The following is a 19,996-nucleotide window of genomic DNA, read 5'->3' on the forward strand; positions in this document are numbered from 1 at the left end:
AATTTTTTACTATATTTGACATAGATATTGTTTTGTTTGGCGACATCAAGATACTGAATTTCAGTATCTTGAACAATATCTAAACCATTTTTTTTTACTAAATTCTCTCTTTTTTCTCTCAAATAATTACACCCAACGGGTACTTATATATATTTTTATACAAGAAAAACATTCTTTTTTTTTTGAAGTGAAGTTAGTTTTTATATATTTGTCAGATAATGGAAAAATTTTAGCGATGACTAAAAAAATTAAATACCTACTAATATTGCTTTTAGGAGCAAATTTTTCGATGAATGCTCAATTCGGTTTTTCACACGAAGTTGGGGCTTTTATAGGAGGCGTTGCTTTTCAATCTGATTTTGGTGTAAGACATGATTTTAAAACTAATGCAGGAAACACAGGGATTGGTGTTGGATTAGTACACTATATGAATTTTGCTTATCGTGCAGAATGTAACTGTTACACTCCAGAAACTTATTTCAACGACCACTTTAAAGTTCGTTCTGAGTTATCTTACAACAGTACAAAATTAGAACATTTTGGTGAATTTGCAGACAAACAAACTCTTGCTGGTGCTCAACTTCGAGCAATGAAAGGAGAAGCTAAGGTTACAGATGTGGGTATGCAATTAGAATACTTTCCATTAAGTATTCGTGAGTTCACAGCAACTGATGGATCTTGGGCACCATTTATTGGTCTTGGAGCACATTACTCATTTTTTGACAACAATACGTATTCAACATTACCAGGAGGATTAGGAAATCCAAACAATGTTTATCCTAGATATTTACCAGATGGTTTTTCATCTGAAGGAGGAAGTACTTGGTCTGTTGTTTCTTCAGTAGGTACTCGCTACAAGTTAACTGAACTTTCGGATTTATTTTTTGAATTAAGATGGCAGTACTACTTTTCTGACTGGGTTGATGGTTTAAATAAAAATCCAGACCTTTGGAAAGAAAATAAAGCTAACGATTGGAACTTATGGTTTCACTTCGGATACATTTATTATTTAGATTAATATATTTTACAACATAAAAAAATCCCGATTCGTTTGAATCGGGATTTTTTGTTTTTAGTTGTTTCTGTTATTTAAAAGCTTGTTCTAAATCGGCTAATAAATCTTCGATATCTTCAATTCCTACGCTTAAACGAACTAAATCATCTGAAATACCTACTTCTTTTCTTTTATCTTCTGGAATAGATGCGTGCGTCATTAAAGCTGGATGATTTGCTAACGATTCAACTCCACCTAATGATTCAGCCAAAGTGAATACTTTTAAATTCTCTAAAAATTTAATCGCATCTTCTTTTTTACCTGATTTGAAAGTAAAGGTTACCATTCCTCCAAAACCACTCATTTGCTTTTTAGCAATTTCATGAAATGGATGCGAAGCTAATCCTGGATAATATACTCTTTCTACTAAAGGATGATTATCTAAATATGCTGCTACTTTTTCACCATTTTCGCAATGACGTTGTACGCGTAAATGCAATGTTTTGATTCCTCTTAAAACTAAGAAAGAATCCATTGGTCCTAATGTAGCTCCTGTTGCGAATTGTTTGAAGTGTAATTCTTCGCCTAACGCTTTATCTTTAATAATCAATGCTCCAGCAATAACATCAGAGTGACCTCCTAAATATTTAGTTGCTGAATGCATTACAATATCAGCATCTAAATCTAATGGTTTTTGTAAATATGGTGTCGCAAAAGTGTTATCAACAGCGAACAGAATATTGTGCTTTTTTGTAATTTGAGCAATCGCAGCAATATCCGCTAATTTCATTAATGGATTTGTTGGTGTTTCTACCCAAACCAATTTTGTGTTTTCATTGATTAACGATTGGAATTTCTCCAAATCATTCATATCCACAAAATGAAATTTGATCCCACTATCTTTATATAATCTTGTGAATAATCTATAAGTTCCACCGTACAAATCGTCCATAGCGATGATTTCGTCACCTGCTTTAAACATACGTAACAAACAATCGGTTGCTGCTAATCCCGAAGAAAAAGCTAAACCTCTTGCTCCGTTTTCGATACTTGCTAAAGCGTCTTCTAAAGCGGTTCTTGTTGGATTTGCTGCTCTACTGTACTCGTAATCGCCAATTGGTTTCCCTGGACTTGATTGTACATAAGTCGAAGTTTGAAATACTGGAGGCATTACAGCTCCCGTTACTTTTTCATGATGTTGCCCACCATGTATCGTTTTTGTATTGAATTTCATCTTTTAAAAAATTTTTACAAAGGTAAATAAAAGTTGTTTGATGCTGCTTTTTGAATCGTTAACAATTCGCTAAATATATTTTTTAATCGACATCATAATTCCCAAATGAATGCCTTCGTGATAATTGTTAAATTCCACAGCTTCTTTCAATGTTCCCAAATGAAATCCCGTTTTGGTTTGATACGGATGAAATTCTTTGAAAATTCCAGCTTTAAAATCAGCTTTCGTTTTTTCAACCATTTCTGATAGTAATTTCTTGATTTCATCAACCTCAGTTTGTGGAGTTTTTCCATCTGGTCGCGAACCGTTTTGGTATTTTTCAAAAAGAGAATCCGAAATATTCATCGGTAAACCTGATAAAGCGTAAACCAATTTCTGTTGAGACACAATAACGTGACCAATGTTCCAAATTAAATTATTGCTCATTCCTTGTGGAATTGTATTCAGTTGCTCTAATGAATAACTATCTAAAAAATTCTTGTATAATCCGCGGCTGGTTTCCCAAATTCTAAAAGTTGCGTCCATAACTAATTTTTTTATAAAATTACTGATTTTTAGAATTCAAAAGGCTGTATTTTTGCATCAGAAATTGAAAAACAACAAAATGAACAAAATATACTATTTGGCCTCGTGTGATACGTGCCGAAAAATCATCAAATCGTTACCCAATTCTGATAAATTAACGTTTATCGATATTCGCCAAAATCCAATTTCGGAAAGCGATTTGGAAGAAATGTATCAACTTTCAGGAAGTTATGAAGCGCTTTTCAGTAAAAAAGCTCAATTGTATAAATCATTAGGTTTAAAAGATAAAAATCTAACTGAAGCCGATTTCAAAAAATATCTTTTAGAACATTACACGTTTTTGAGCCGCCCAGTTTTTATAATTGATGGGAAGATTTACATCGGAAATAGTCCAAAAAACATTCACGAAGTAATTACCGTTTTAAGCTAATGTCAAAAAGAAGTTGGGCATTAGTTGCCGCTACCTTAGTTTCCATTATTTACGGCGTAACTTTTACGATTGCTAAAGACGTAATGCCAAAATATGTCGATGCTTTCGGATTTATCGTGATGCGTGTTGGTGGTTCGGTTTTATTATTTTGGTTGATTTCATTTTTTGGTCCCAAAGAAAAAATCGCTAAAGAAGATTTTCCTCGAATTATTGCCGCTGCTTTCTTCGGCGTAGCTTTCAACATGCTAACTTTTTTCAAAGGATTGAGTTACACTTCACCCATTATGGGAGCCGTTTTAATGGTTACTACACCGATGATTGTCCTGGTTTTATCCGCATTCATCATGAAAGAACGGATGGAAAACCGAAAAGTGTTAGGAATCATCTTAGGCTTAGCTGGAACGATAACTTTAATTCTTTACGGAAAATCATTGGTAAATGCTACAAATGCGAGTTTAGGGAATTTATTGGTTTTCGTAAATGCGGTTTCTTATGGATTTTACCTCATCATCGTAAAGAAATTAATGGATAAATACAACGCCTTCACCTTCGTAAAGTGGATTTACACTTTTGGTTTTTTGATGGTGTTGCCTTTTGGTTGGGGCGAATTTCAAGCCGTAGATTTTGCGAATTTACCAACGGATATTATCTGGAAAATTGGGTTTGTAGTCGTGTTCTCGACTTTCTTAACCTATTTGCTGAATTTAGTCTCCATGCGCGAATTAAAACCTACAACCGTTGCGGTTTTCATCTATTTACAACCCCTTTTTGCGACTATTTTCGCTGTAAGTTTAGGAAAAGATGATTTAAGTTTAGTGAAATTGATTTCAGCTGTGTTGATATTTGTTGGGGTTTATTTGGTTACCCAAAAGAAATCTACTTCTTAATCAGATTTCCAATACTGAAGACTAAAAACTGAAGACTGAACACTTTTTCTTATCTTTGAAGACATTTTTATAACGTATGATACACTCTATGACGGGTTTTGGGAAAGCTTCTTTGCAATTACCAACCAAAAAAATTACCGTAGAAATCAAATCGCTAAACAGTAAAGGTTTAGACTTAAATACTCGAATGCCATCGGTTTTTCGTGAAATGGAATTGGGTTTACGCAATCAAATTTCGCAACGTTTAGAACGCGGAAAGGTTGATTTTTCGTTTTATGTAGAAGTAACTGGCGAAGAAACGACTTCAAAAATCAATGTGCCGATTGTGAAAGGGTACATTAACCAAATGAAAGCTGTTATTCCAAATGCAGATGAAACAGAATTAATGAAAATGGCAGTTCGTATGCCCGATGCTTTAAAAACCGAGCGCGACGAAATCGATGAAAACGAATGGAAACAAATCCAAACCGTGATTGATGAAGCGTTAGAAAATATCACTAACTTTAGAAAAGATGAAGGTGCTTCTTTGGAAAAAGAATTCCAATTAAGAATTGCCAACATCGAAAAATTAATGAACGAAGCGGTTTCTTACGATGCCGAACGCATTGAAACCGTAAAAACACGTTTGCGCACTGCTTTAGATGAATTAAAAATCAATGTAGATGAAAATCGTTTCGAGCAAGAATTGATTTTTTATCTAGAAAAATACGACATTACTGAAGAAAAAGTACGTCTGGGCAACCATTTGAACTATTTCTTAGAAACGCTAAATGGTAAAGAAGCCAACGGAAGAAAATTAGGATTTATCACCCAAGAAATGGGAAGAGAAATCAATACCATGGGTTCAAAATCGAATCATACCGAAATGCAAAAATTGGTGGTAATGATGAAAGATGAATTGGAAAAAATCAAAGAACAGGTATTAAACGTTTTATAGTTTAAGCCACAGATTACACAAATTTTCACGGATTAAAATCGTTATAATCCATTAATCCATGGCAAAAACAACAACACAATGCAAAAAGGAAAATTATTAGTATTCTCTGCACCATCAGGATCAGGAAAAACCACTATAGTAAGACATTTATTAGCCCAACCCGATTTGAATTTAGAATTTTCAATTTCGTGTACTACGCGTGCGCCTCGTGGTGAAGAAGTGGATGGAAAAGATTATTATTTCATTTCTTGGGACGAATTCAAAAAGCACATTAAAGCGGAAGATTTCGTGGAATGGGAAGAAGTATATACCGATAATTTCTACGGCACTTTAAAAACCGAAGTAGAACGCATCTGGGCTTTAGGAAAACACGTAATTTTTGATATTGATGTAGCGGGTGGATTGCGTATTAAAAGCAAATTTCCTAACGAAACCTTAGCAGTTTTCGTAAAACCACCAAGCGTTGACGAATTAAAACGCCGCCTAAAACAACGTTCTACAGAAAGCGATGACAAAATCAACATGCGAATTGCAAAAGCCCACGTAGAATTAGCCACCGCACCACAATTTGACACCATAATCAAAAATTATGATTTAGATGTGGCAAAAGAAGAAGCGTATCAGTTAGTAAAAAAATTCATCAATACGAATTCCACGAATTAGCACAAATTTTGTGAGATTTAATTATTTTGAATTCGTGATAATTTGTGAAATTAGTGTTTGAAAATGAAAATAGGTCTATATTTCGGAACTTTTAATCCCATTCACATTGGGCATTTAATCATTGCCAATCACATGGCGGAATATTCTGATTTGGATCAAATTTGGATGGTGGTTACGCCTCATAATCCACACAAGCAGAAAAGTTCGTTGTTAGATGATTACCATCGTTTGCACATGGTGCATTTGGCGACGGAAGATTATCCGAAAATCCAACCTTCGGATATCGAATTCAAATTACCGCAACCGAATTATACCGTAATTACCTTAGCGCATTTACAAGAAAAGTTTCCAAAAAACGAATTTTCGTTAATCATGGGCGAAGACAATTTGAACTCGCTTCACAAATGGAAAAACTACGAAGTCATTTTACAAAACCACGATATTTATGTCTACCCGAGACTAAATTCAGGAGAAATTGACGAGCAATTTATCAATCATGAAAAAATTCACAGAGTTGGCGCGCCTGTAATAGAATTATCCTCAACCTTCATTCGCGAAAGCATTAAAAAAGGTAAAAATGTGGTTCCGTTGTTACCCAATAAAGTTTGGGAATATGTGGAACATAATTTGTTTTATAAGAAGTAAACTTAAATAGAATATGAATACTGATTTTGAAAAACAAATCGAAAATTTACCCAAAAAAGGTAACTCAATAAAGGACAAACTTTTCAATAAAGATTACTTTTTGCGTTCAACTGAATTTGGTGTTTCAACAACTGAAAAAGAAGAAATTATTTTTGATACAAAAAAATCAAATAATGGAACATTAATAATAATTGGATTAGCAATTGTTTTAATATGTTTGAGATTTAAAGACAGTGATAATTTTATTCCAATTTTAATCTTTTCAGGAATTGTAATGATTGCAAATCTTGTTTATTTAAAATTCAAAAAAAGTAAGTTGATAAAAATTAACCTGTCTGGTTTTGAAATCGAAAATATCAAATTTGAATGGGATGATATATATGATTTTGGCGCGTTAGTAAAACCAAATAAATATATTACTTACTATGAACTGATAATTTTTTCAAAATCAAAAGGTAAAAAAGTTTATAGTTTGTTTAGTTTTCAAAGTGATAAAGATGAAATTCTAAAAAATTTGAATTACTTCAAGGAAAAGTTTGAAACTAATAAAACCATCTCTTAACATTCCTTTACCATTCGTTCCCAATCCCATTGCGTAACTTTGTATTCTTAAAAAATAAAATGTTATGCTAAACTTCGAATTATACAATCCGGTAAATTATGTCTTTGGAAAAGGACAAATTGCTAAACTAACTGATTTAGTTCCTTCAGATACTAAAATTCTTATCGCTTATGGTGGTGGAAGTATCTTCAAAAATGGCGTTTATGACCAAGTCAAAAACGCTTTACCAAATCACGATATCGTAGAATTTGGTGGCATTGAACCAAATCCTCGTTTTGAAACTTTAATGAAAGCCGTTGCAATTATCCGTGCTGAAAAAATTGGTTTCATCTTAGCTGTTGGTGGCGGAAGCGTGATTGATGGCGTGAAATTTATTTCGGCTGCCGTTAATTTTGAAGGTGACGAAGCCGATATCTTGAAAAAACGTATTTTATTCAAAGATGTTGCTAAAGTTATTCCTTTTGGAACGGTTTTAACTTTACCAGCAACCGGTTCGGAAATGAATTCAGGTGCTGTGGTTACGATTGAAGCTACGCAAGAAAAACTAACATTAGGCGGAAGTGCTTTATTTCCAGTATTCTCAATTGTAGATCCAACTGTAATTACTTCGTTACCAAAAAGACAGTTACAAAACGGTGTTGTGGATGCGTTCACACACGTTATGGAACAATATCTAACATATACTCACGATGCTTTATTACAAGACCGAATTTCAGAAAGTATTTTACAAACGCTAATTGAAATTGGTCCAGATGTTGTAGAAAATCCGAGTGATTATAAATTGGCTTCTAACTTTGTTTGGAGTGCTACTATGGCATTGAATGGCTTAATTCAAAAAGGAGTTCCTTCGGATTGGGCAACACACATGATTGGTCATGAATTAACCGCTTTATACGAAATTGATCATGCAAGAACCTTGGCTATTATTGGACCTAACTTGTACCGCGTCATGTTCGATACGAAAAAAGAGAAATTAGCACAATACGGGCAACGCGTTTGGAACATTCAAGGCAATTCAACGGAAGAAATTGCAGAAAAAGCGATTGAAAAAACGGTTGAGTTCTTCCACAAAATGGGCATGAAAACCAAAATTTCTGAAAACGCAGAAAACATCGAAAAAACAGCTGATTTCATCGTAAATCGTTTCGAAGAAAGAGGTTGGAAAGCCATGGGTGAAAAGCAAAACATCACACTTGAAAAAGTGAGAGCTATTGTAGAAATGAGTTATTAAAAAATAAAACATAAATTTCACGAATTAACACAAATAATTTTTAACGCAAAGCTTTGAAGTCTTTCGCAAAGATTATGAAGCTTTTCCAAAAAAACTTCAAAAAAAGTAAAGAAAATTGGTGTTAATTCGTGGAATCCGTGTTTAAATGCAACATTAAAAAGAGTTTCGCAAACGTTTTTTGTAAATCCTTTTTAAATGCCTATTTTTGATGTTCTAAATTAAATCGTAAAATGGAAAAAAAGCCAAAATTTGCCGTCATTGGAGGAGGAAGTTGGGCTACTGCAATTGCGAAAATGCTTTGTGAAAATCAAGACGAAATTGCTTGGTACATGCGAAGTACTTATGCTATTGAGCATTTAAAACATCAAAAACACAATCCAAACTACTTGAGTTCGGTTGCGTTTGACACCAATAAATTAAAACTTACCAACGATATCAACGAAGCGGTGGCTTATGCTGATTACGTTATTTTTGTGGTTCCGTCAGCTTTTTTGAGCAAAGAATTGGAAAGTTTAACTGAAAGTTTGAAAGGAAAAATCATTTTTTCAGCCATTAAAGGAATTGTTCCTGAATCGAGCTTAATTGTTGGAGAACATTTTCATACCAAATACGATATTCCATTTGAAAACATTGGCGTTATCACAGGTCCATGTCATGCGGAAGAAGTAGCAATGGAACGTTTATCGTACCTAACAATTGCTTGTAGCGATAAGAAAAAAGCCAAATTCGTAGCTAAAAATCTGAGTTCGCACTACATCAAAGCTAAAACTTCAGATGATATTATTGGAACCGAATATGCAGCCGTTTTAAAAAATATTTACGCAATTGCAGCCGGAATTGCTCATGGTTTAGGCTATGGCGATAACTTTCAAGCGGTTTTGATGAGTAACGGTATTCGCGAAATGAAGAAATTCATTCGTAAAGTGCATAAAATGAAGCGAAACATTAATAATTCGGCTTATCTAGGCGATTTATTGGTAACAGGATATTCTGTTTTTTCTCGAAATAGAATGTTCGGAAACATGATTGGAAAAGGCTACACCGTAAAATCAGCACAAATGGAAATGAGTATGGTTGCCGAAGGCTATTATGCTGTAAAAAGTGCTTACAAATTAAATCAAGAATACGGTGCTGATACTCCAATTATCGACGCTGTTTACAAAATTTTATACGAAAACAAAGACGCAAAAACCGTTTTCAAGGCATTAACAGAAAAATTAAATTAATCCATGCTATTTTCACTAAAAACAGGTGCAATTGATCATTTAATTGATCATCCAGGAATTATTACGGCTTTTACCATTACCATCATTGCTATGTTGGTATTAGATTTAGGTGTTTTAAACAAAAAAGGTCACGTGATTTCCAATCGTGAAGCGGCTATTTGGTCGGTAATTTGGATTTCTTTAGCCATGGGATTCAGTGGTATTATTTATCACTACATGGGAGCCGAAAAATTCATGCAATTTCAAGGCGCATACTGGATTGAAAAAGCACTTTCGGTAGATAATTTATTTGTTTTTATTTTAGTTTTTGGTTATTTCAACGTAGCAAAAGAAGCCCAACACAAAGTGTTATTTTGGGGTGTGATTGGAGCTTTGGTTTTTAGAGCAATTTTCATTTTTGCGGGTGTTTGGTTACTGAATTATACCTATTTACCAGAAATGGAGCTTTTTGGACACATGGTTAAAATCAATTACTTGTTAACACTTTTCGGAATTATTTTGATTGTTGCCGGAATTAAATCGGCATTAAGTCAGGAAGAAGATGAAGGAAGTAAGGATTTTACTAAAAGCCCTGGTGCGCGATTTGTGTATAAATTTTTCAATGTAACCCATCAATATGATGGCGATAAATTCTTTACTATTGAAAACGGACTTAAAGTAGCAACACCTTTGTTTGTAGTGGTTGCAATCGTTGAGTTTACCGATTTATTATTTGCGATTGATAGTATTCCAGCAATTTTTGCTATTGCTCCTGATGATCCGTTCATTTTGTACACATCGAATATTTTTGCGATTTTAGGATTGCGTTCGTTGTATTTCCTTTTAGCGAACTTTATGTATATGTTCAGTAAATTGAAATATGGATTAGGATTTATATTAGCTTTTATCGGAACTAAAATGATTATAGCTCCGTTTTACCACGTTCCAACGAGTTTATCATTGTCTGTTGTTGGTGGAGCTTTAATCTTGTCTGTAATCGCTTCTTTGTTGTTCCCTGATAAAGATTAATACTATTCAAAATACACTTCTGGATTATCCGTAATTTTTAACTTCAAAATGTAATCTTTGAATTTATCTTTTTTGGATGCGTCCCAACTTTTAATAGTGTTATCATTCAATTCTTTTAGAACGATTTTTTCCAGATAAGATTTTTCGGTTCCAGCTTTATAGCCTGTTTCAAAGTCTTTTAAGTTATCCAGATTATTTATCCAATACTGAAAAAAGCCATTTTCTGTAGAAATTACGACTTGTTTTAAAACAATGTAACTCTTTTTAGTTGGTAATTCTTCCTTTTTGAACGATTCGAAAAGTTCTTGAGATACTTTTTTGAGTAAAGTTTCATTTTTATTGACCAAAAGTAAATCGCAATACGCATAAAGTGTTTTTACCGTTCGATCACCTTTTTCGTACTTTGCTTTTAAGCCAGAAGTTCTAAAATCGGGGTTTTTGGCTTTCCTTCCTTCGTTTATTAGATGTTCGGTTTCGACATTTACACCGCTATGATGCAAGAATTTTTTATTCGCATCGAAATATAAAAGCACTGGAACGCTTTCAAAATGAAGATTTGCTTCGGAAATAAATACATTGTCATCTTCTGCTAAAGAACCATTGGTGTTCATAGCATAATTAATGAAATTTTTATTGTAGTAATTGGCAACTAAAGAATCTCTTTTAAGCAAATCGCCTAAACGTTTACAAACTGGACAATCGGAATTGTAATATTCGACAAAAACAATCTTGTTTTGCTCTTTAGCCTTTTTAAACGCTTCCTTTAACGAAGGTTCAAAAACAACTTGAGCCGAAATAGTGTTCGATAAAATTAAAAATACAGTATAAAAAAGCGCTCTTTTCATGTTTCATTTATTTACAATTGTAAAATTAAAACTAAAAAGAGCGCTGAGTTGTTAATCAATTGTTATTTCGTCTACAAAAATAAACGCATCGCCACCAAATCCTTGATGCCATTCTGGTAGTTTGCCGAAGTTTTTAGCGATTACTTTTACGTAACGAACTTTCTTTCCTTTTGTTTCGTTTGATGTGAAATTTAGAATTGTATTTTCCTCTATTTTTGGATCAAACGTATTGTTTACCGAACCGAAAAACGTAAAATTCACATTGTCTTCTGAAATGAAATATTCGACTTTCGTTGGCATTAAAATCCAAGAACGTTGGTCCTGTAAAAAGCGTGTTGAAATTTTACTAACACTTTTCACTTCTTTTAAATCCACCACCGCTTCAAAATCTTGACTCTGGTAACCTTGCCAATCGCCTTTTCTCCAGTTTTCGGTTCCTAAAATACCATCTAGCAACCCTTCTGGACCACCCGCATGATACTGCGGATTGTAAACCGATTTGATGTTGATTGTGTAATCGTTTGGTTTTTTGAAGAAGGTTGCAGAAATGGTATCGCTAGCAGTAGCTCCATTTTTTACAAAAGTATAAATAGTTGTCGTTTTAGTGATTTCAATTGGTTTTTTGTACAAGAGTGAAACCCCAACAATATTATTTTTACCATCTTGATTAAAAGTCCAATAATAAATTTTATCCTCTGAATTTTGAGATTTCAATTCAATCTTCAAATTATCTTTAAACGCTTTACTTTCCGCTTGAATTACTGGAACTGGAATGATTAATTGACACTCTACTTTATCTATAGTTTCCATACCAAATTGTGGCAAAATACCTCTAGCATTTGGTAAGTGAAGATAATTTGGTTTATTTCCATCGATACTAACTTTCGCGTCTAAGTAAGGTTCATTAATATCCCATTTCGGCTGTCCAGGGGTCACCGAATAAATCCCCATCGAACTCAACACATACCAAGCACTCATTTGTCCGCAGTCTTCGTTTCCAATTAAACCATCTGGTGTGTTTGTGTAAAAATTATCTAAAATATACTTGACTTTTGCATTCGTTTTTTCTGGTTTCCCAACATAATTGTACAAATACGCCATGTGGTGACTTGGTTCGTTTCCATGCGCATATTGTCCGATTAAACCCGTAACATCGACTTGTTCTCTACCTGTGGTTTTACTTTCACTGTTGAACATTTCGTCTAACTTGGCTTCAAATTTTTCAGGTCCGCCATACGCTTGAATCATGCCTTCAATATCTTGGGGTACAAAAAACGAGTATTGCCATGAATTTCCTTCGGTAAAATTATTATTGACTTCTCTTGGGTCGAAAGGTTTGTCCCAACCTCCGTTTTTCTTTGGACGCATAAAACCGGTTTCCCAATCGAAAATGTTTTTCCAGTTTTGAGAACGTTTCATGAAATATTGGTAATCTTCTTGCTTGTTTAAAATTTGTGCCATTTGTGCAATACACCAATCATCATAAGCATATTCTAAGGTTTTGGAAACGCTTTCGTGTTCGTCATCTATCGAAATGAAGCCGTTTTTCTTGTACGCATCCAAACCTAAAACATCGCGCATGGCAGACGCTTTGCTGGCTTCAAAAGCTTTTTCGTAATCGAAACCTCTTATTCCTTTTGCCATCGCATCTGCAATCACAGAAACCGAATGATAACCAATCATACAATCGGTTTCATTAGAAGCCAATTCCCAAACGGGTAATCTGCCGCCTTGTTCGTATTGTTTTATGAAGGTATTGATGTAATCCGAAGTACGTTTCTTGTCGATTAACGTGTACAACGGATGCGCGCCTCTAAACGTGTCCCAAAGCGAGAACACCGTGTAATAATCAAATCCTTCAGCAACATGAATTTGGTTGTCTCTACCGCGGTATTTTCCGTCTAAATCTTGAGCGATGTTCGGTTGCATCATCGTGTGATACAGAGCCGTGTAGAAAATCGCTAACTTGTCTTTATCATCAGACGTGACTTCAATTTTTGATAATTCTTTATTCCAAGCCGCAATAGCATCTTTATGAACTTTATCGAAATCCCAATGTTTAATTTCGGAACTGTTTAATTTAGCTCCTTCATAACTCGTTGGCGAAAGTGATACTTTTACGAGGATTTTTTCGCCTTTTTTTACTTTGAATTGATAAGCACCCGCATAATCTGTAAGTATTCGATTATCTGTCAGATGATTTGCGCTATTTGTTTTAATTTCTTTAAATGGTTTACTGAATTCAATTCGAGCGTAAACATATTGATTTCTCGCCCAAGCTTCACTTCTTCTTAAAACCTCAATTGTTTTTGAGTCAACATATCGAATTTCACCTTCCAGAAGTTTATCACGATGTCTTAAATCTAAAATCACATTGGCTTGACCGTCTTTATTAAACGTATATTCATGAAAACCAACACGGGTTGAAGTGGTTAAACGTACATCGATATTGTGTTTGTCTAATTTCACGGAATAAAATCCAGCGGAAGCTTTTTCATTCGCATGCGAAAAAGTAGAGGAATAGATTTTATTATCAAAAGATGGTTCACCCATAGTTGGCATCAACATAATATCTCCATAATCCGAAACCCCGGTTCCATTCAAATGCGTGTGCGAAAATCCGTAAATCAAATTATCGGAATAATGATAACCGCCACAGCCATCCCAACTGCCATCGATTCTAGTGTCAGGAGAAAGTTGCACCATCCCGTAAGGCACGGTTGCTCCAGGAAAAGTATGTCCGTGACCACCAGTTCCAATAAATGGATTGACGTGTTTAGCGAAATCTTGTGCTTGTGAAATTGTTGTAGTTAATAAGGCTAAAACGATAAGAAATGGTTTCATGTTGTGGTGTTGAAAAAATTTCTTAAAGGTAAAAATATTTTCTTTTTTACGACTGATAACTCGGATTTTATGGATTATCTAAAAGATAAAAATGAAAACCGCAGATTCGCAGATTTCATTATTAATCTGCGAATCTGCGGTAAGTTTTTTAAAATCTAGTTTGCGAAAACTCCTCTTTTGTTTATGATTGGTAAGTCGGCAGTAGCTTTTTCGTTGATGGTGTTTACACGGAACACGAAGGTTTTATCGTATAATTGTCCGTTTGCAAAATACGATAACATGAATTCGTTATTCAATTGTAAAACGTTGTTTTCTAATAATTCTACTTTAACAGCAGTTCTGGGTTCTACTTTGGCAAACGCATGACGGAATGTTCCCGTTCTACGTTCTTCGCCATTGATTAAACCGTAAGCGCGTGAAACTACCATAGCCATTTCCAATAAATCATCGGTATCGTTTATTAAATAAGCGTACCAAGAATTCTCCATAAAATCGTCGTTCCATTCTTGAAAAGCTACAATGTGAACGCCTTCTACTTTTGGGATGATAATGTCTTTTTTCATTGAAACAGTATTAAGATTAAAGAATTAAGTATTAAGACTTTATCTTAAATTATATACTCGATTTGAATTGTTCTAAGAAACGTACGTCGTTTTCATAAAACATACGGATATCGCCAATTTGGTACAACAACATCGCAATACGCTCCACTCCCATTCCGAAAGCAAAACCGGTGTGTTCGTCTGGGTTGATACCGCAGTTTTTCAATACGTTTGGATCTACCATTCCGCAACCGCCAATTTCTAACCAACCGGTTCCTTTGGTGATTCTATAATCGGTTTCTGTTTTTAATCCCCAATAAATATCGATTTCAGCACTTGGTTCTGTAAATGGAAAATACGATGGACGTAAACGGATTTTCGATTTTCCGAACATTTCTTTTGTGAAATACAACAACGTCTGTTTTAAATCGGCAAAGGAAACGTCTTTATCAATATACAATCCTTCCACTTGATGGAAAATACAGTGCGAACGCGAAGAAACAGCCTCGTTACGGAAAACCCTTCCTGGAGAAATCGTACGAATCGGCGGTTTGTTGTTTTCCATGTAACGCACTTGTACTGATGAAGTGTGTGTACGCAACAAAACATCAGGATTGGTTTGAATGAAAAACGTATCCTGCATATCTCTTGCTGGATGGTATTCTGGTAAATTTAATGCGGTAAAATTGTGCCAATCGTCTTCGATTTCTGGACCTTCGGACACGTTGAAACCAATGGTTGAAAAAATATCAATCATTTGATTTTTTACAATAGAAATTGGGTGACGCGAACCAATGTTCATCGCTTCTCCCGGACGAGTTGTATCGCCATAAATTCCTTTTGCTTCTTCTTTATTTTCTAAAGCGTCTTGAATAGTTTTTACCTTTTCTTCTGCCGAAGTTTTCAATTCGTTGATTACTTGTCCGAATTCTTTCTTTTGTTCGTTTGGAACATTTTTGAATTCGGCAAAAAATTCTTTCAACAAACCTTTACTTCCTAAATACTTGATTCGGAAGGCTTCTAATTGTTCTTTATTATCGGTTTGAAAAGCTTTTACTTCTTCAATATGGGCTTTAATCGTTTCTGTCATCGCTCGTTGTATAAAGGTGCAAATTTATGGATTTTTAATGAAAGTAAACAGTCTCAGTCACAGTTTTCAGAATTTACAAATTTGCCAACTGCGACTGCGACTGAAAACTAATCTATCAATTCTTTCTCTAAAAAGTAGCTTACAATTGCTTCTTTCATTAGTACCGCTTGCTCACCTGCTTTTAGTGGTGGTAATTCTTCTTTTACTTTGTAATGTGGCCAACCATCGTTGTCGAAATATTCAAATTCGTAATAACCGTAAGGTTCTAACAAACGGCAAATCGCGATGTGCATCAGGTTTACTTTTTCATCTTTTTTAAAAGTAGCATGAATTTTTCCTAATTCTTGTACGCCAATTAAATAGATGATTCCCTCTAAATCAAGGGTTTCTCCGTCTGCGAATTTATTTGATAATATAGTGACAACGCTTTCCCAACGCTGTTTTAATTGTTCGTCTCTTGACATGTTTTTGGGTTTAAGGTGATGGGTGATGGGTGATGGGTTCCAATGACCAATTACCGATAACCAATTACCAAATTTCTTGCAAAGATAACAACAGAAAACTACTTTCAACAATTCTTTTATCTTTGTTCTTTATTCTATTTTCTTTCAAATGAGTTTTATTGATATTGTTTTTGCGGTTTTATTGGGTTTTGCAGTTTATAAAGGATTAAAAAACGGACTTTTTGTGGAAGTCGCTTCTCTATTAGCCTTGGTTGCTGGAATTTATTTAGCGATTAAATTTTCGAGTTTAGTAGGTGCGATTTTTACCGGAATTGTCCCAAGTTGGAATCCGAAATATATTGAAATTACCGCTTTTATCATCACTTTTTTGTTGGTGGTGATTGGCATTCACTTAAGCGCAAAAATTTTAACCAAGTTAGCTGATTTTGCTTTTCTAGGTTGGATAAACAAATTCGCCGGTGTGATTTTTAGCTTGTTGAAAACGATTTTAGCTTTGAGTGTTGTACTTTTTATTTTTGAGAAAATCAACATCAATAACATGTTGCTTTCTAAAGAAACAAAAGACAATTCGATTTTTTATAACCCAATTCAGAATAGTTCAAAAGCGATTTATCCTACGATTGAAGTTTGGCACGAAGAGTTTAAGAAAGAAGTTGAGAGTGAGAAGTAAAGGCTTTAACAAGCTCAACCTAACTCATCTGATTTCTGAACACTTTCAACTGAACACTGAACACTAATCCTTCACTTCCTTAATCGCTTCTTTATCAATCCACGCCTTGGTTTTGTCGGTTAGTTCTACTTGTTTCCAATTGCCTAATTCTTCTAAAACGAAAACTTTTGTACCTTCGTGAAGCGTTACTACATCTTCCGAACTGTTTTTGGGTTCGGCTTTCAAAGTGGTTGCTTCTGCAAAAACGATGGCTGGATTGTAATTCGCATCGAATTTCTTTTGTAAAAAAGCAGCGAAAACGGTTACGCCAATTCCGACTAAAAACAACAAAAACAAAGTGAAAAACGTACGTTTTAGAAATACGGTATTTCCAAAATAATAACCTAAAAACGAAAGTAAACCTAGGAAAGCAACAAAAACCGAAATCCAAGCCCAAGTATCGTAATGAAAAACACTAGTAAATTCTTTCACCATTTCCTTAAAACCAACCTCTGGAAGGATTTTAATATCATCTATGGTCATTTTTTGTGCAAACGATAGATTGGTTTGAATGGCTTCGTCATCTGGGTTTAAAAGCAATGCTTTTTCATAATTATAAATCGATGGCGCTACTTTTCCAAGTTTGTAATAACAATTCGCAATATTAAAATACAAATCAGCTGATTCGTTGCCTTTGTTTACAATACTTTCGAAAGATTGCAACGCTTGTTCGTAATCGCCTTTGTTATATAAATCGTTTGCTTTTTTGAAGGTAACGTCAATGGATTCGTTTGCTTGGACGAATTGAAATGTTAGTATGAAAAGGAGAATGTGTTTTTTCATTTTTAATTTTTTTTAACCACAAAGGGCACAAAGAAGGCACAATGTGCACTATGTTTTTATTCATTCTTTAATATCGTTGCATTTTTAACCACAAAGGGCACAAGGAAGGCACTATGAGCACTATGCTTATATTTCAAAAATTTAGCCACTAAAGTGGTCACTAAGCTTTGGCTATAATATTCCGTTGATGACTCTTTGTACTCCGTTTTTTAAAAGTTTGACATTAAAATTAATTAACAACCCCAATTTACAATCGGTCAATTTTAAATAGGTTAATAACTGTGCTAAATGAACTTCGTTTAATGTTTCAACTGCTTTGATTTCAACAATAAATTTATCTTCAATAATTAAATCTATTCTATAACCAACATCTAACTTTACTTCTTCATAAACTAGAGGTAATGGTTTTTGTTTTTCAACTTTAAGATTCGATTTCTTTAACTCATAATACAAACATTCTTCATACGCACTTTCAAGTAAACCCGGACCTAACGCTTTATGAACTCGTAAAGCACAATCAAATACTATTTTAGAAATTTCTTGTTCCGTCATAATTCATTTTTTGGTGTTCGTTGTGCTTTCTTTGTGTCCTTTGTGGTTAGATTTGTTTTTCAAGTTCTGAAATTCGTTCCACAGCTCGTTCAAAATCATTTGTCATGGCGATATCGGTTGCTGGTGCATATCTTGCGAATTCGCAATCGTTAATTAATTCCATAAATCGATTAATACTTTCTTCGGATGCGTTTCGTTGTTGTAATAATTCGATGATATTTTCTTTGCTCATTTCAACCGTTTCGATATGTAATTTGGCTTTCAAGAAATTGTGTAATGCTTTTTCCATTGCCATATAAAACGGTACTTTGTCGCCCATTTGTTTTTTGGCTTCCGACAAATATCTCTTCACTAACTTGTTGTTTTGTCTGATTCTATTTCCAACCACATCGGCATCTTTTGCTTCTTTTTGCTTTCTGACAATCATCACAATCGGAATCAATAATAATGGTGCAAATAACAAACTATAAAACAATCCTGAACCTAAGAAATCTTTTCTAGAAGCAGAAACAAATTCCGTTTTCAACTTATTGAATTGGAATACTTCTTTTTTCTGAATGGCTTGTTTATTAGTGCTTGGTGTATTGGCTACAAATGTTCCGTCACCTTCGGCTACATCAATGGTAATTTCTTTTGAAGTGATGGTTTTATACGATTTACTTGTCAAATCGTAGTATGAAAACTCCATTGGTTTAATCGTATATTTTCCTTTAAACTGAGGAATAATGGTGTATTTGTCCGAAATTTTTCCGGTCATACCCGTAACAGGTGTTTGTACATTTTCGGTATGAGCTGGATCGTACATTTCTAATGCACTTGGAACCACAGGTTTTGGTAATGTAAATAATTTTAAATTTCCTTTCCCCGAGACACTCACTTCTAAATCTAAGGATTCGCCTGCTTTTAAACTAGTTTTGGATGGTATTACTTTGAAATCAAATTTACCTACAGCTCCAGTAAAACTTTCTGGTTTTCCGTTTTCTGGAAGAGGTTTTACATTGATGGTTTGCGTTCCTGTTGAAAGTGATTTTTCAATAACTCGCATTTCATATTCGCCAAACCAATCACGACGACCAGTTGGAACCTCGGCATCTAAATCGATTTTGAAAGGTTCTATGGTTTTAGCGCCTGCTTCTAATGGATATAAAATTACCTTACGAAGCACCACCATGCTATAATCTTTGCCGTTGTATTTTCCTCGTTCTGCACGCAATTGCTTCATGTCGATATACTGACTCCAGAAATCGTTATACTTTGGTGCTTTGAAATTTCTGAAATTCCCAACCGTTGAACGCGGTTCGAAATACAATTTGTAAACTACTGTAACGGGCTCGTTTACAAACGGATTTTTTGTAGATAATTCGGCTACCAAATGAATTCCTTCTCCATAATTCACATTCGTTGGTTGTTGACCTGGATAAGTTGGCATTTGGATAGGATCGGTAATGGTGATTTTTATCGGAGCTGATTTATAAACTGTTCCATCATATTCGATTGAAGCGGCACCTATGGTAAAAGTTCCTTTTTTAGTAGGTGTTAAATAGTAAATGACTTGGGTTGAAATTTCTCTTTTTTGGTTCACTCTACCATTTATAATCGTAATTGAAGTTTGGTTTCCTTTATTGATGAATGGTCCTTCAGCTTTAAATCCGGGAAACTTTGGAGCTACAAAATTATCACCTTCATTATTGATGGAAAACACCAATTGAATGCGCTCGTTTAGTCCATAAGAACTTCTTTCTGTTTGTGCTTCAAATTTTACTTGAGCGGAAACAGAGCTGTAAAAAAACGTTAAAAATAAAACTACAAATATCTTTTTCATGAA

21 protein-coding genes are annotated in these 19,996 nt (G+C 34.3%); 11 read left to right on the forward strand and 10 right to left on the reverse strand.

Features of this window, described 5'->3' with window-relative positions; genetic code table 11:
• The first annotated feature begins 235 nt into the window (after positions 1-235).
• A complete protein-coding gene (locus ACE3PD_RS06960) occupies positions 236-1,018 on the forward strand; it encodes a glutamate dehydrogenase (protein ID WP_374400891.1) in 783 nt (260 codons plus the stop codon).
• A gap of 67 nt (positions 1,019-1,085) precedes the next feature.
• Here ACE3PD_RS06960 and ACE3PD_RS06965 read toward each other — a convergent pair whose 3' ends face one another.
• Together ACE3PD_RS06965 and ACE3PD_RS06970 are read right to left on the reverse strand one after the other, a co-directional pair.
• Positions 1,086-2,228, reverse strand: coding sequence for a cystathionine gamma-synthase (locus ACE3PD_RS06965; protein WP_374400893.1), 1,143 nt, complete (start codon positions 2,226-2,228; stop codon positions 1,086-1,088).
• 69 nt (positions 2,229-2,297) lie between these two features.
• Positions 2,298-2,753, reverse strand: a complete 456-nt coding sequence (locus tag ACE3PD_RS06970) for a DinB family protein (protein ID WP_374400895.1) — start codon at positions 2,751-2,753, stop codon at positions 2,298-2,300.
• 79 nt (positions 2,754-2,832) lie between these two features.
• On the opposite strand from ACE3PD_RS06970, the gene ACE3PD_RS06975 reads away from it, so the two are divergent.
• From ACE3PD_RS06975 to ACE3PD_RS07015, 9 genes are all read left to right on the forward strand, one after another.
• Positions 2,833-3,183: an arsenate reductase family protein gene (locus ACE3PD_RS06975; protein ID WP_026725142.1), complete on the forward strand. Its 351-nt coding sequence runs from the start codon at positions 2,833-2,835 to the stop codon at positions 3,181-3,183.
• Positions 3,183-4,070: a DMT family transporter gene (locus ACE3PD_RS06980; protein ID WP_374400898.1), complete on the forward strand. Its 888-nt coding sequence runs from the start codon at positions 3,183-3,185 to the stop codon at positions 4,068-4,070. The genes ACE3PD_RS06975 and ACE3PD_RS06980 overlap by 1 nt, the downstream gene beginning before the upstream one ends.
• A gap of 76 nt (positions 4,071-4,146) precedes the next feature.
• A complete protein-coding gene (locus ACE3PD_RS06985; protein ID WP_374400902.1) occupies positions 4,147-5,007 on the forward strand; it encodes a YicC/YloC family endoribonuclease in 861 nt (286 codons plus the stop codon).
• 78 nt (positions 5,008-5,085) lie between these two features.
• A complete protein-coding gene (gmk, locus tag ACE3PD_RS06990; RefSeq protein ID WP_374400904.1) occupies positions 5,086-5,670 on the forward strand; it encodes a guanylate kinase in 585 nt (194 codons plus the stop codon).
• Positions 5,671-5,733: 63 nt separating this feature from the next.
• Positions 5,734-6,315 carry a nicotinate (nicotinamide) nucleotide adenylyltransferase gene (gene nadD, locus ACE3PD_RS06995; RefSeq protein WP_374400906.1) on the forward strand — a complete coding sequence of 194 codons (582 nt, stop codon included), beginning with the start codon at positions 5,734-5,736 and terminating at the stop codon, positions 6,313-6,315.
• A 13-nt stretch (positions 6,316-6,328) separates the two neighbouring features.
• Positions 6,329-6,877 (forward strand): hypothetical protein, encoded by a 549-nt coding sequence (locus ACE3PD_RS07000; protein ID WP_374400908.1) that lies wholly within the window; start codon positions 6,329-6,331, stop codon positions 6,875-6,877.
• 64 nt (positions 6,878-6,941) lie between these two features.
• Positions 6,942-8,108 carry an iron-containing alcohol dehydrogenase gene (locus ACE3PD_RS07005; protein WP_374400910.1) on the forward strand — a complete coding sequence of 389 codons (1,167 nt, stop codon included), beginning with the start codon at positions 6,942-6,944 and terminating at the stop codon, positions 8,106-8,108.
• A 230-nt stretch (positions 8,109-8,338) separates the two neighbouring features.
• Positions 8,339-9,334 carry an NAD(P)H-dependent glycerol-3-phosphate dehydrogenase gene (locus tag ACE3PD_RS07010; protein WP_374400912.1) on the forward strand — a complete coding sequence of 332 codons (996 nt, stop codon included), beginning with the start codon at positions 8,339-8,341 and terminating at the stop codon, positions 9,332-9,334.
• A 30-nt stretch (positions 9,335-9,364) separates the two neighbouring features.
• The gene (locus ACE3PD_RS07015; protein WP_231837089.1) at positions 9,365-10,342 is read left to right on the forward strand and encodes a TerC family protein; all 978 of its coding nucleotides are present in this window, start codon (positions 9,365-9,367) and stop codon (positions 10,340-10,342) included.
• Positions 10,343-10,344: 2 nt separating this feature from the next.
• Here the strand turns inward: ACE3PD_RS07015 and ACE3PD_RS07020 are convergent, their stop codons facing one another.
• The 5 genes from ACE3PD_RS07020 to ACE3PD_RS07040 all read right to left on the reverse strand — a co-directional run bounded on the left by ACE3PD_RS07020 (position 10,345) and on the right by ACE3PD_RS07040 (position 16,127).
• Entirely contained in the window at positions 10,345-11,187 is an 843-nt protein-coding gene (locus tag ACE3PD_RS07020) for a thioredoxin family protein (protein WP_374400914.1), read from the reverse strand.
• 51 nt (positions 11,188-11,238) lie between these two features.
• Positions 11,239-14,031, reverse strand: a complete 2,793-nt coding sequence (locus ACE3PD_RS07025) for a GH92 family glycosyl hydrolase (protein WP_374400916.1) — start codon at positions 14,029-14,031, stop codon at positions 11,239-11,241.
• Positions 14,032-14,186: 155 nt separating this feature from the next.
• A complete protein-coding gene (locus ACE3PD_RS07030) occupies positions 14,187-14,594 on the reverse strand; it encodes a hypothetical protein (RefSeq protein ID WP_374400918.1) in 408 nt (135 codons plus the stop codon).
• A 49-nt stretch (positions 14,595-14,643) separates the two neighbouring features.
• Entirely contained in the window at positions 14,644-15,663 is a 1,020-nt protein-coding gene (pheS, locus tag ACE3PD_RS07035; RefSeq protein ID WP_374400920.1) for a phenylalanine--tRNA ligase subunit alpha, read from the reverse strand.
• Positions 15,664-15,770: 107 nt separating this feature from the next.
• The gene (locus ACE3PD_RS07040; protein ID WP_194093791.1) at positions 15,771-16,127 is read right to left on the reverse strand and encodes a hypothetical protein; all 357 of its coding nucleotides are present in this window, start codon (positions 16,125-16,127) and stop codon (positions 15,771-15,773) included.
• Between the two features lie 148 nt (positions 16,128-16,275).
• On the opposite strand from ACE3PD_RS07040, the gene ACE3PD_RS07045 reads away from it, so the two are divergent.
• The gene (locus ACE3PD_RS07045; RefSeq protein ID WP_374400922.1) at positions 16,276-16,797 is read left to right on the forward strand and encodes a CvpA family protein; all 522 of its coding nucleotides are present in this window, start codon (positions 16,276-16,278) and stop codon (positions 16,795-16,797) included.
• Between the two features lie 63 nt (positions 16,798-16,860).
• Here ACE3PD_RS07045 and ACE3PD_RS07050 read toward each other — a convergent pair whose 3' ends face one another.
• The 3 genes from ACE3PD_RS07050 to ACE3PD_RS07060 all read right to left on the reverse strand — a co-directional run bounded on the left by ACE3PD_RS07050 (position 16,861) and on the right by ACE3PD_RS07060 (position 19,993).
• Positions 16,861-17,619 carry a tetratricopeptide repeat protein gene (locus ACE3PD_RS07050; protein WP_374400924.1) on the reverse strand — a complete coding sequence of 253 codons (759 nt, stop codon included), beginning with the start codon at positions 17,617-17,619 and terminating at the stop codon, positions 16,861-16,863.
• A gap of 171 nt (positions 17,620-17,790) precedes the next feature.
• The gene (locus ACE3PD_RS07055; protein WP_374400926.1) at positions 17,791-18,171 is read right to left on the reverse strand and encodes a GxxExxY protein; all 381 of its coding nucleotides are present in this window, start codon (positions 18,169-18,171) and stop codon (positions 17,791-17,793) included.
• A 46-nt stretch (positions 18,172-18,217) separates the two neighbouring features.
• Positions 18,218-19,993 carry a BatD family protein gene (locus ACE3PD_RS07060; protein ID WP_374400928.1) on the reverse strand — a complete coding sequence of 592 codons (1,776 nt, stop codon included), beginning with the start codon at positions 19,991-19,993 and terminating at the stop codon, positions 18,218-18,220.
• Positions 19,994-19,996: the final 3 nt, after the last annotated feature.

Source organism: Flavobacterium sp. (assembly GCF_041911335.1).
Lineage (GTDB): Bacteria > Bacteroidota > Bacteroidia > Flavobacteriales > Flavobacteriaceae > Flavobacterium.

Coding starts and splice junctions, on each gene's coding strand:
- ACE3PD_RS07050 (WP_374400924.1), bottom strand. CDS start 17,619: ATGAAAAAACACATTCTCCTTTTCATACTAACATTTCAATTCGTCCAA.
- ACE3PD_RS07060 (WP_374400928.1), bottom strand. CDS start 19,993: ATGAAAAAGATATTTGTAGTTTTATTTTTAACGTTTTTTTACAGCTCT.
- ACE3PD_RS07005 (WP_374400910.1), top strand. CDS start 6,942: ATGCTAAACTTCGAATTATACAATCCGGTAAATTATGTCTTTGGAAAA.
- ACE3PD_RS07020 (WP_374400914.1), bottom strand. CDS start 11,187: ATGAAAAGAGCGCTTTTTTATACTGTATTTTTAATTTTATCGAACACT.
- ACE3PD_RS06970 (WP_374400895.1), bottom strand. CDS start 2,753: ATGGACGCAACTTTTAGAATTTGGGAAACCAGCCGCGGATTATACAAG.
- ACE3PD_RS06960 (WP_374400891.1), top strand. CDS start 236: ATGACTAAAAAAATTAAATACCTACTAATATTGCTTTTAGGAGCAAAT.
- ACE3PD_RS06980 (WP_374400898.1), top strand. CDS start 3,183: ATGTCAAAAAGAAGTTGGGCATTAGTTGCCGCTACCTTAGTTTCCATT.
- ACE3PD_RS07030 (WP_374400918.1), bottom strand. CDS start 14,594: ATGAAAAAAGACATTATCATCCCAAAAGTAGAAGGCGTTCACATTGTA.
- ACE3PD_RS07045 (WP_374400922.1), top strand. CDS start 16,276: ATGAGTTTTATTGATATTGTTTTTGCGGTTTTATTGGGTTTTGCAGTT.
- ACE3PD_RS06985 (WP_374400902.1), top strand. CDS start 4,147: ATGATACACTCTATGACGGGTTTTGGGAAAGCTTCTTTGCAATTACCA.
- ACE3PD_RS07055 (WP_374400926.1), bottom strand. CDS start 18,171: ATGACGGAACAAGAAATTTCTAAAATAGTATTTGATTGTGCTTTACGA.
- ACE3PD_RS07010 (WP_374400912.1), top strand. CDS start 8,339: ATGGAAAAAAAGCCAAAATTTGCCGTCATTGGAGGAGGAAGTTGGGCT.
- ACE3PD_RS06975 (WP_026725142.1), top strand. CDS start 2,833: ATGAACAAAATATACTATTTGGCCTCGTGTGATACGTGCCGAAAAATC.
- ACE3PD_RS07040 (WP_194093791.1), bottom strand. CDS start 16,127: ATGTCAAGAGACGAACAATTAAAACAGCGTTGGGAAAGCGTTGTCACT.
- ACE3PD_RS07025 (WP_374400916.1), bottom strand. CDS start 14,031: ATGAAACCATTTCTTATCGTTTTAGCCTTATTAACTACAACAATTTCA.
- gmk (WP_374400904.1), top strand. CDS start 5,086: ATGCAAAAAGGAAAATTATTAGTATTCTCTGCACCATCAGGATCAGGA.
- pheS (WP_374400920.1), bottom strand. CDS start 15,663: ATGACAGAAACGATTAAAGCCCATATTGAAGAAGTAAAAGCTTTTCAA.
- ACE3PD_RS06965 (WP_374400893.1), bottom strand. CDS start 2,228: ATGAAATTCAATACAAAAACGATACATGGTGGGCAACATCATGAAAAA.
- nadD (WP_374400906.1), top strand. CDS start 5,734: ATGAAAATAGGTCTATATTTCGGAACTTTTAATCCCATTCACATTGGG.
- ACE3PD_RS07000 (WP_374400908.1), top strand. CDS start 6,329: ATGAATACTGATTTTGAAAAACAAATCGAAAATTTACCCAAAAAAGGT.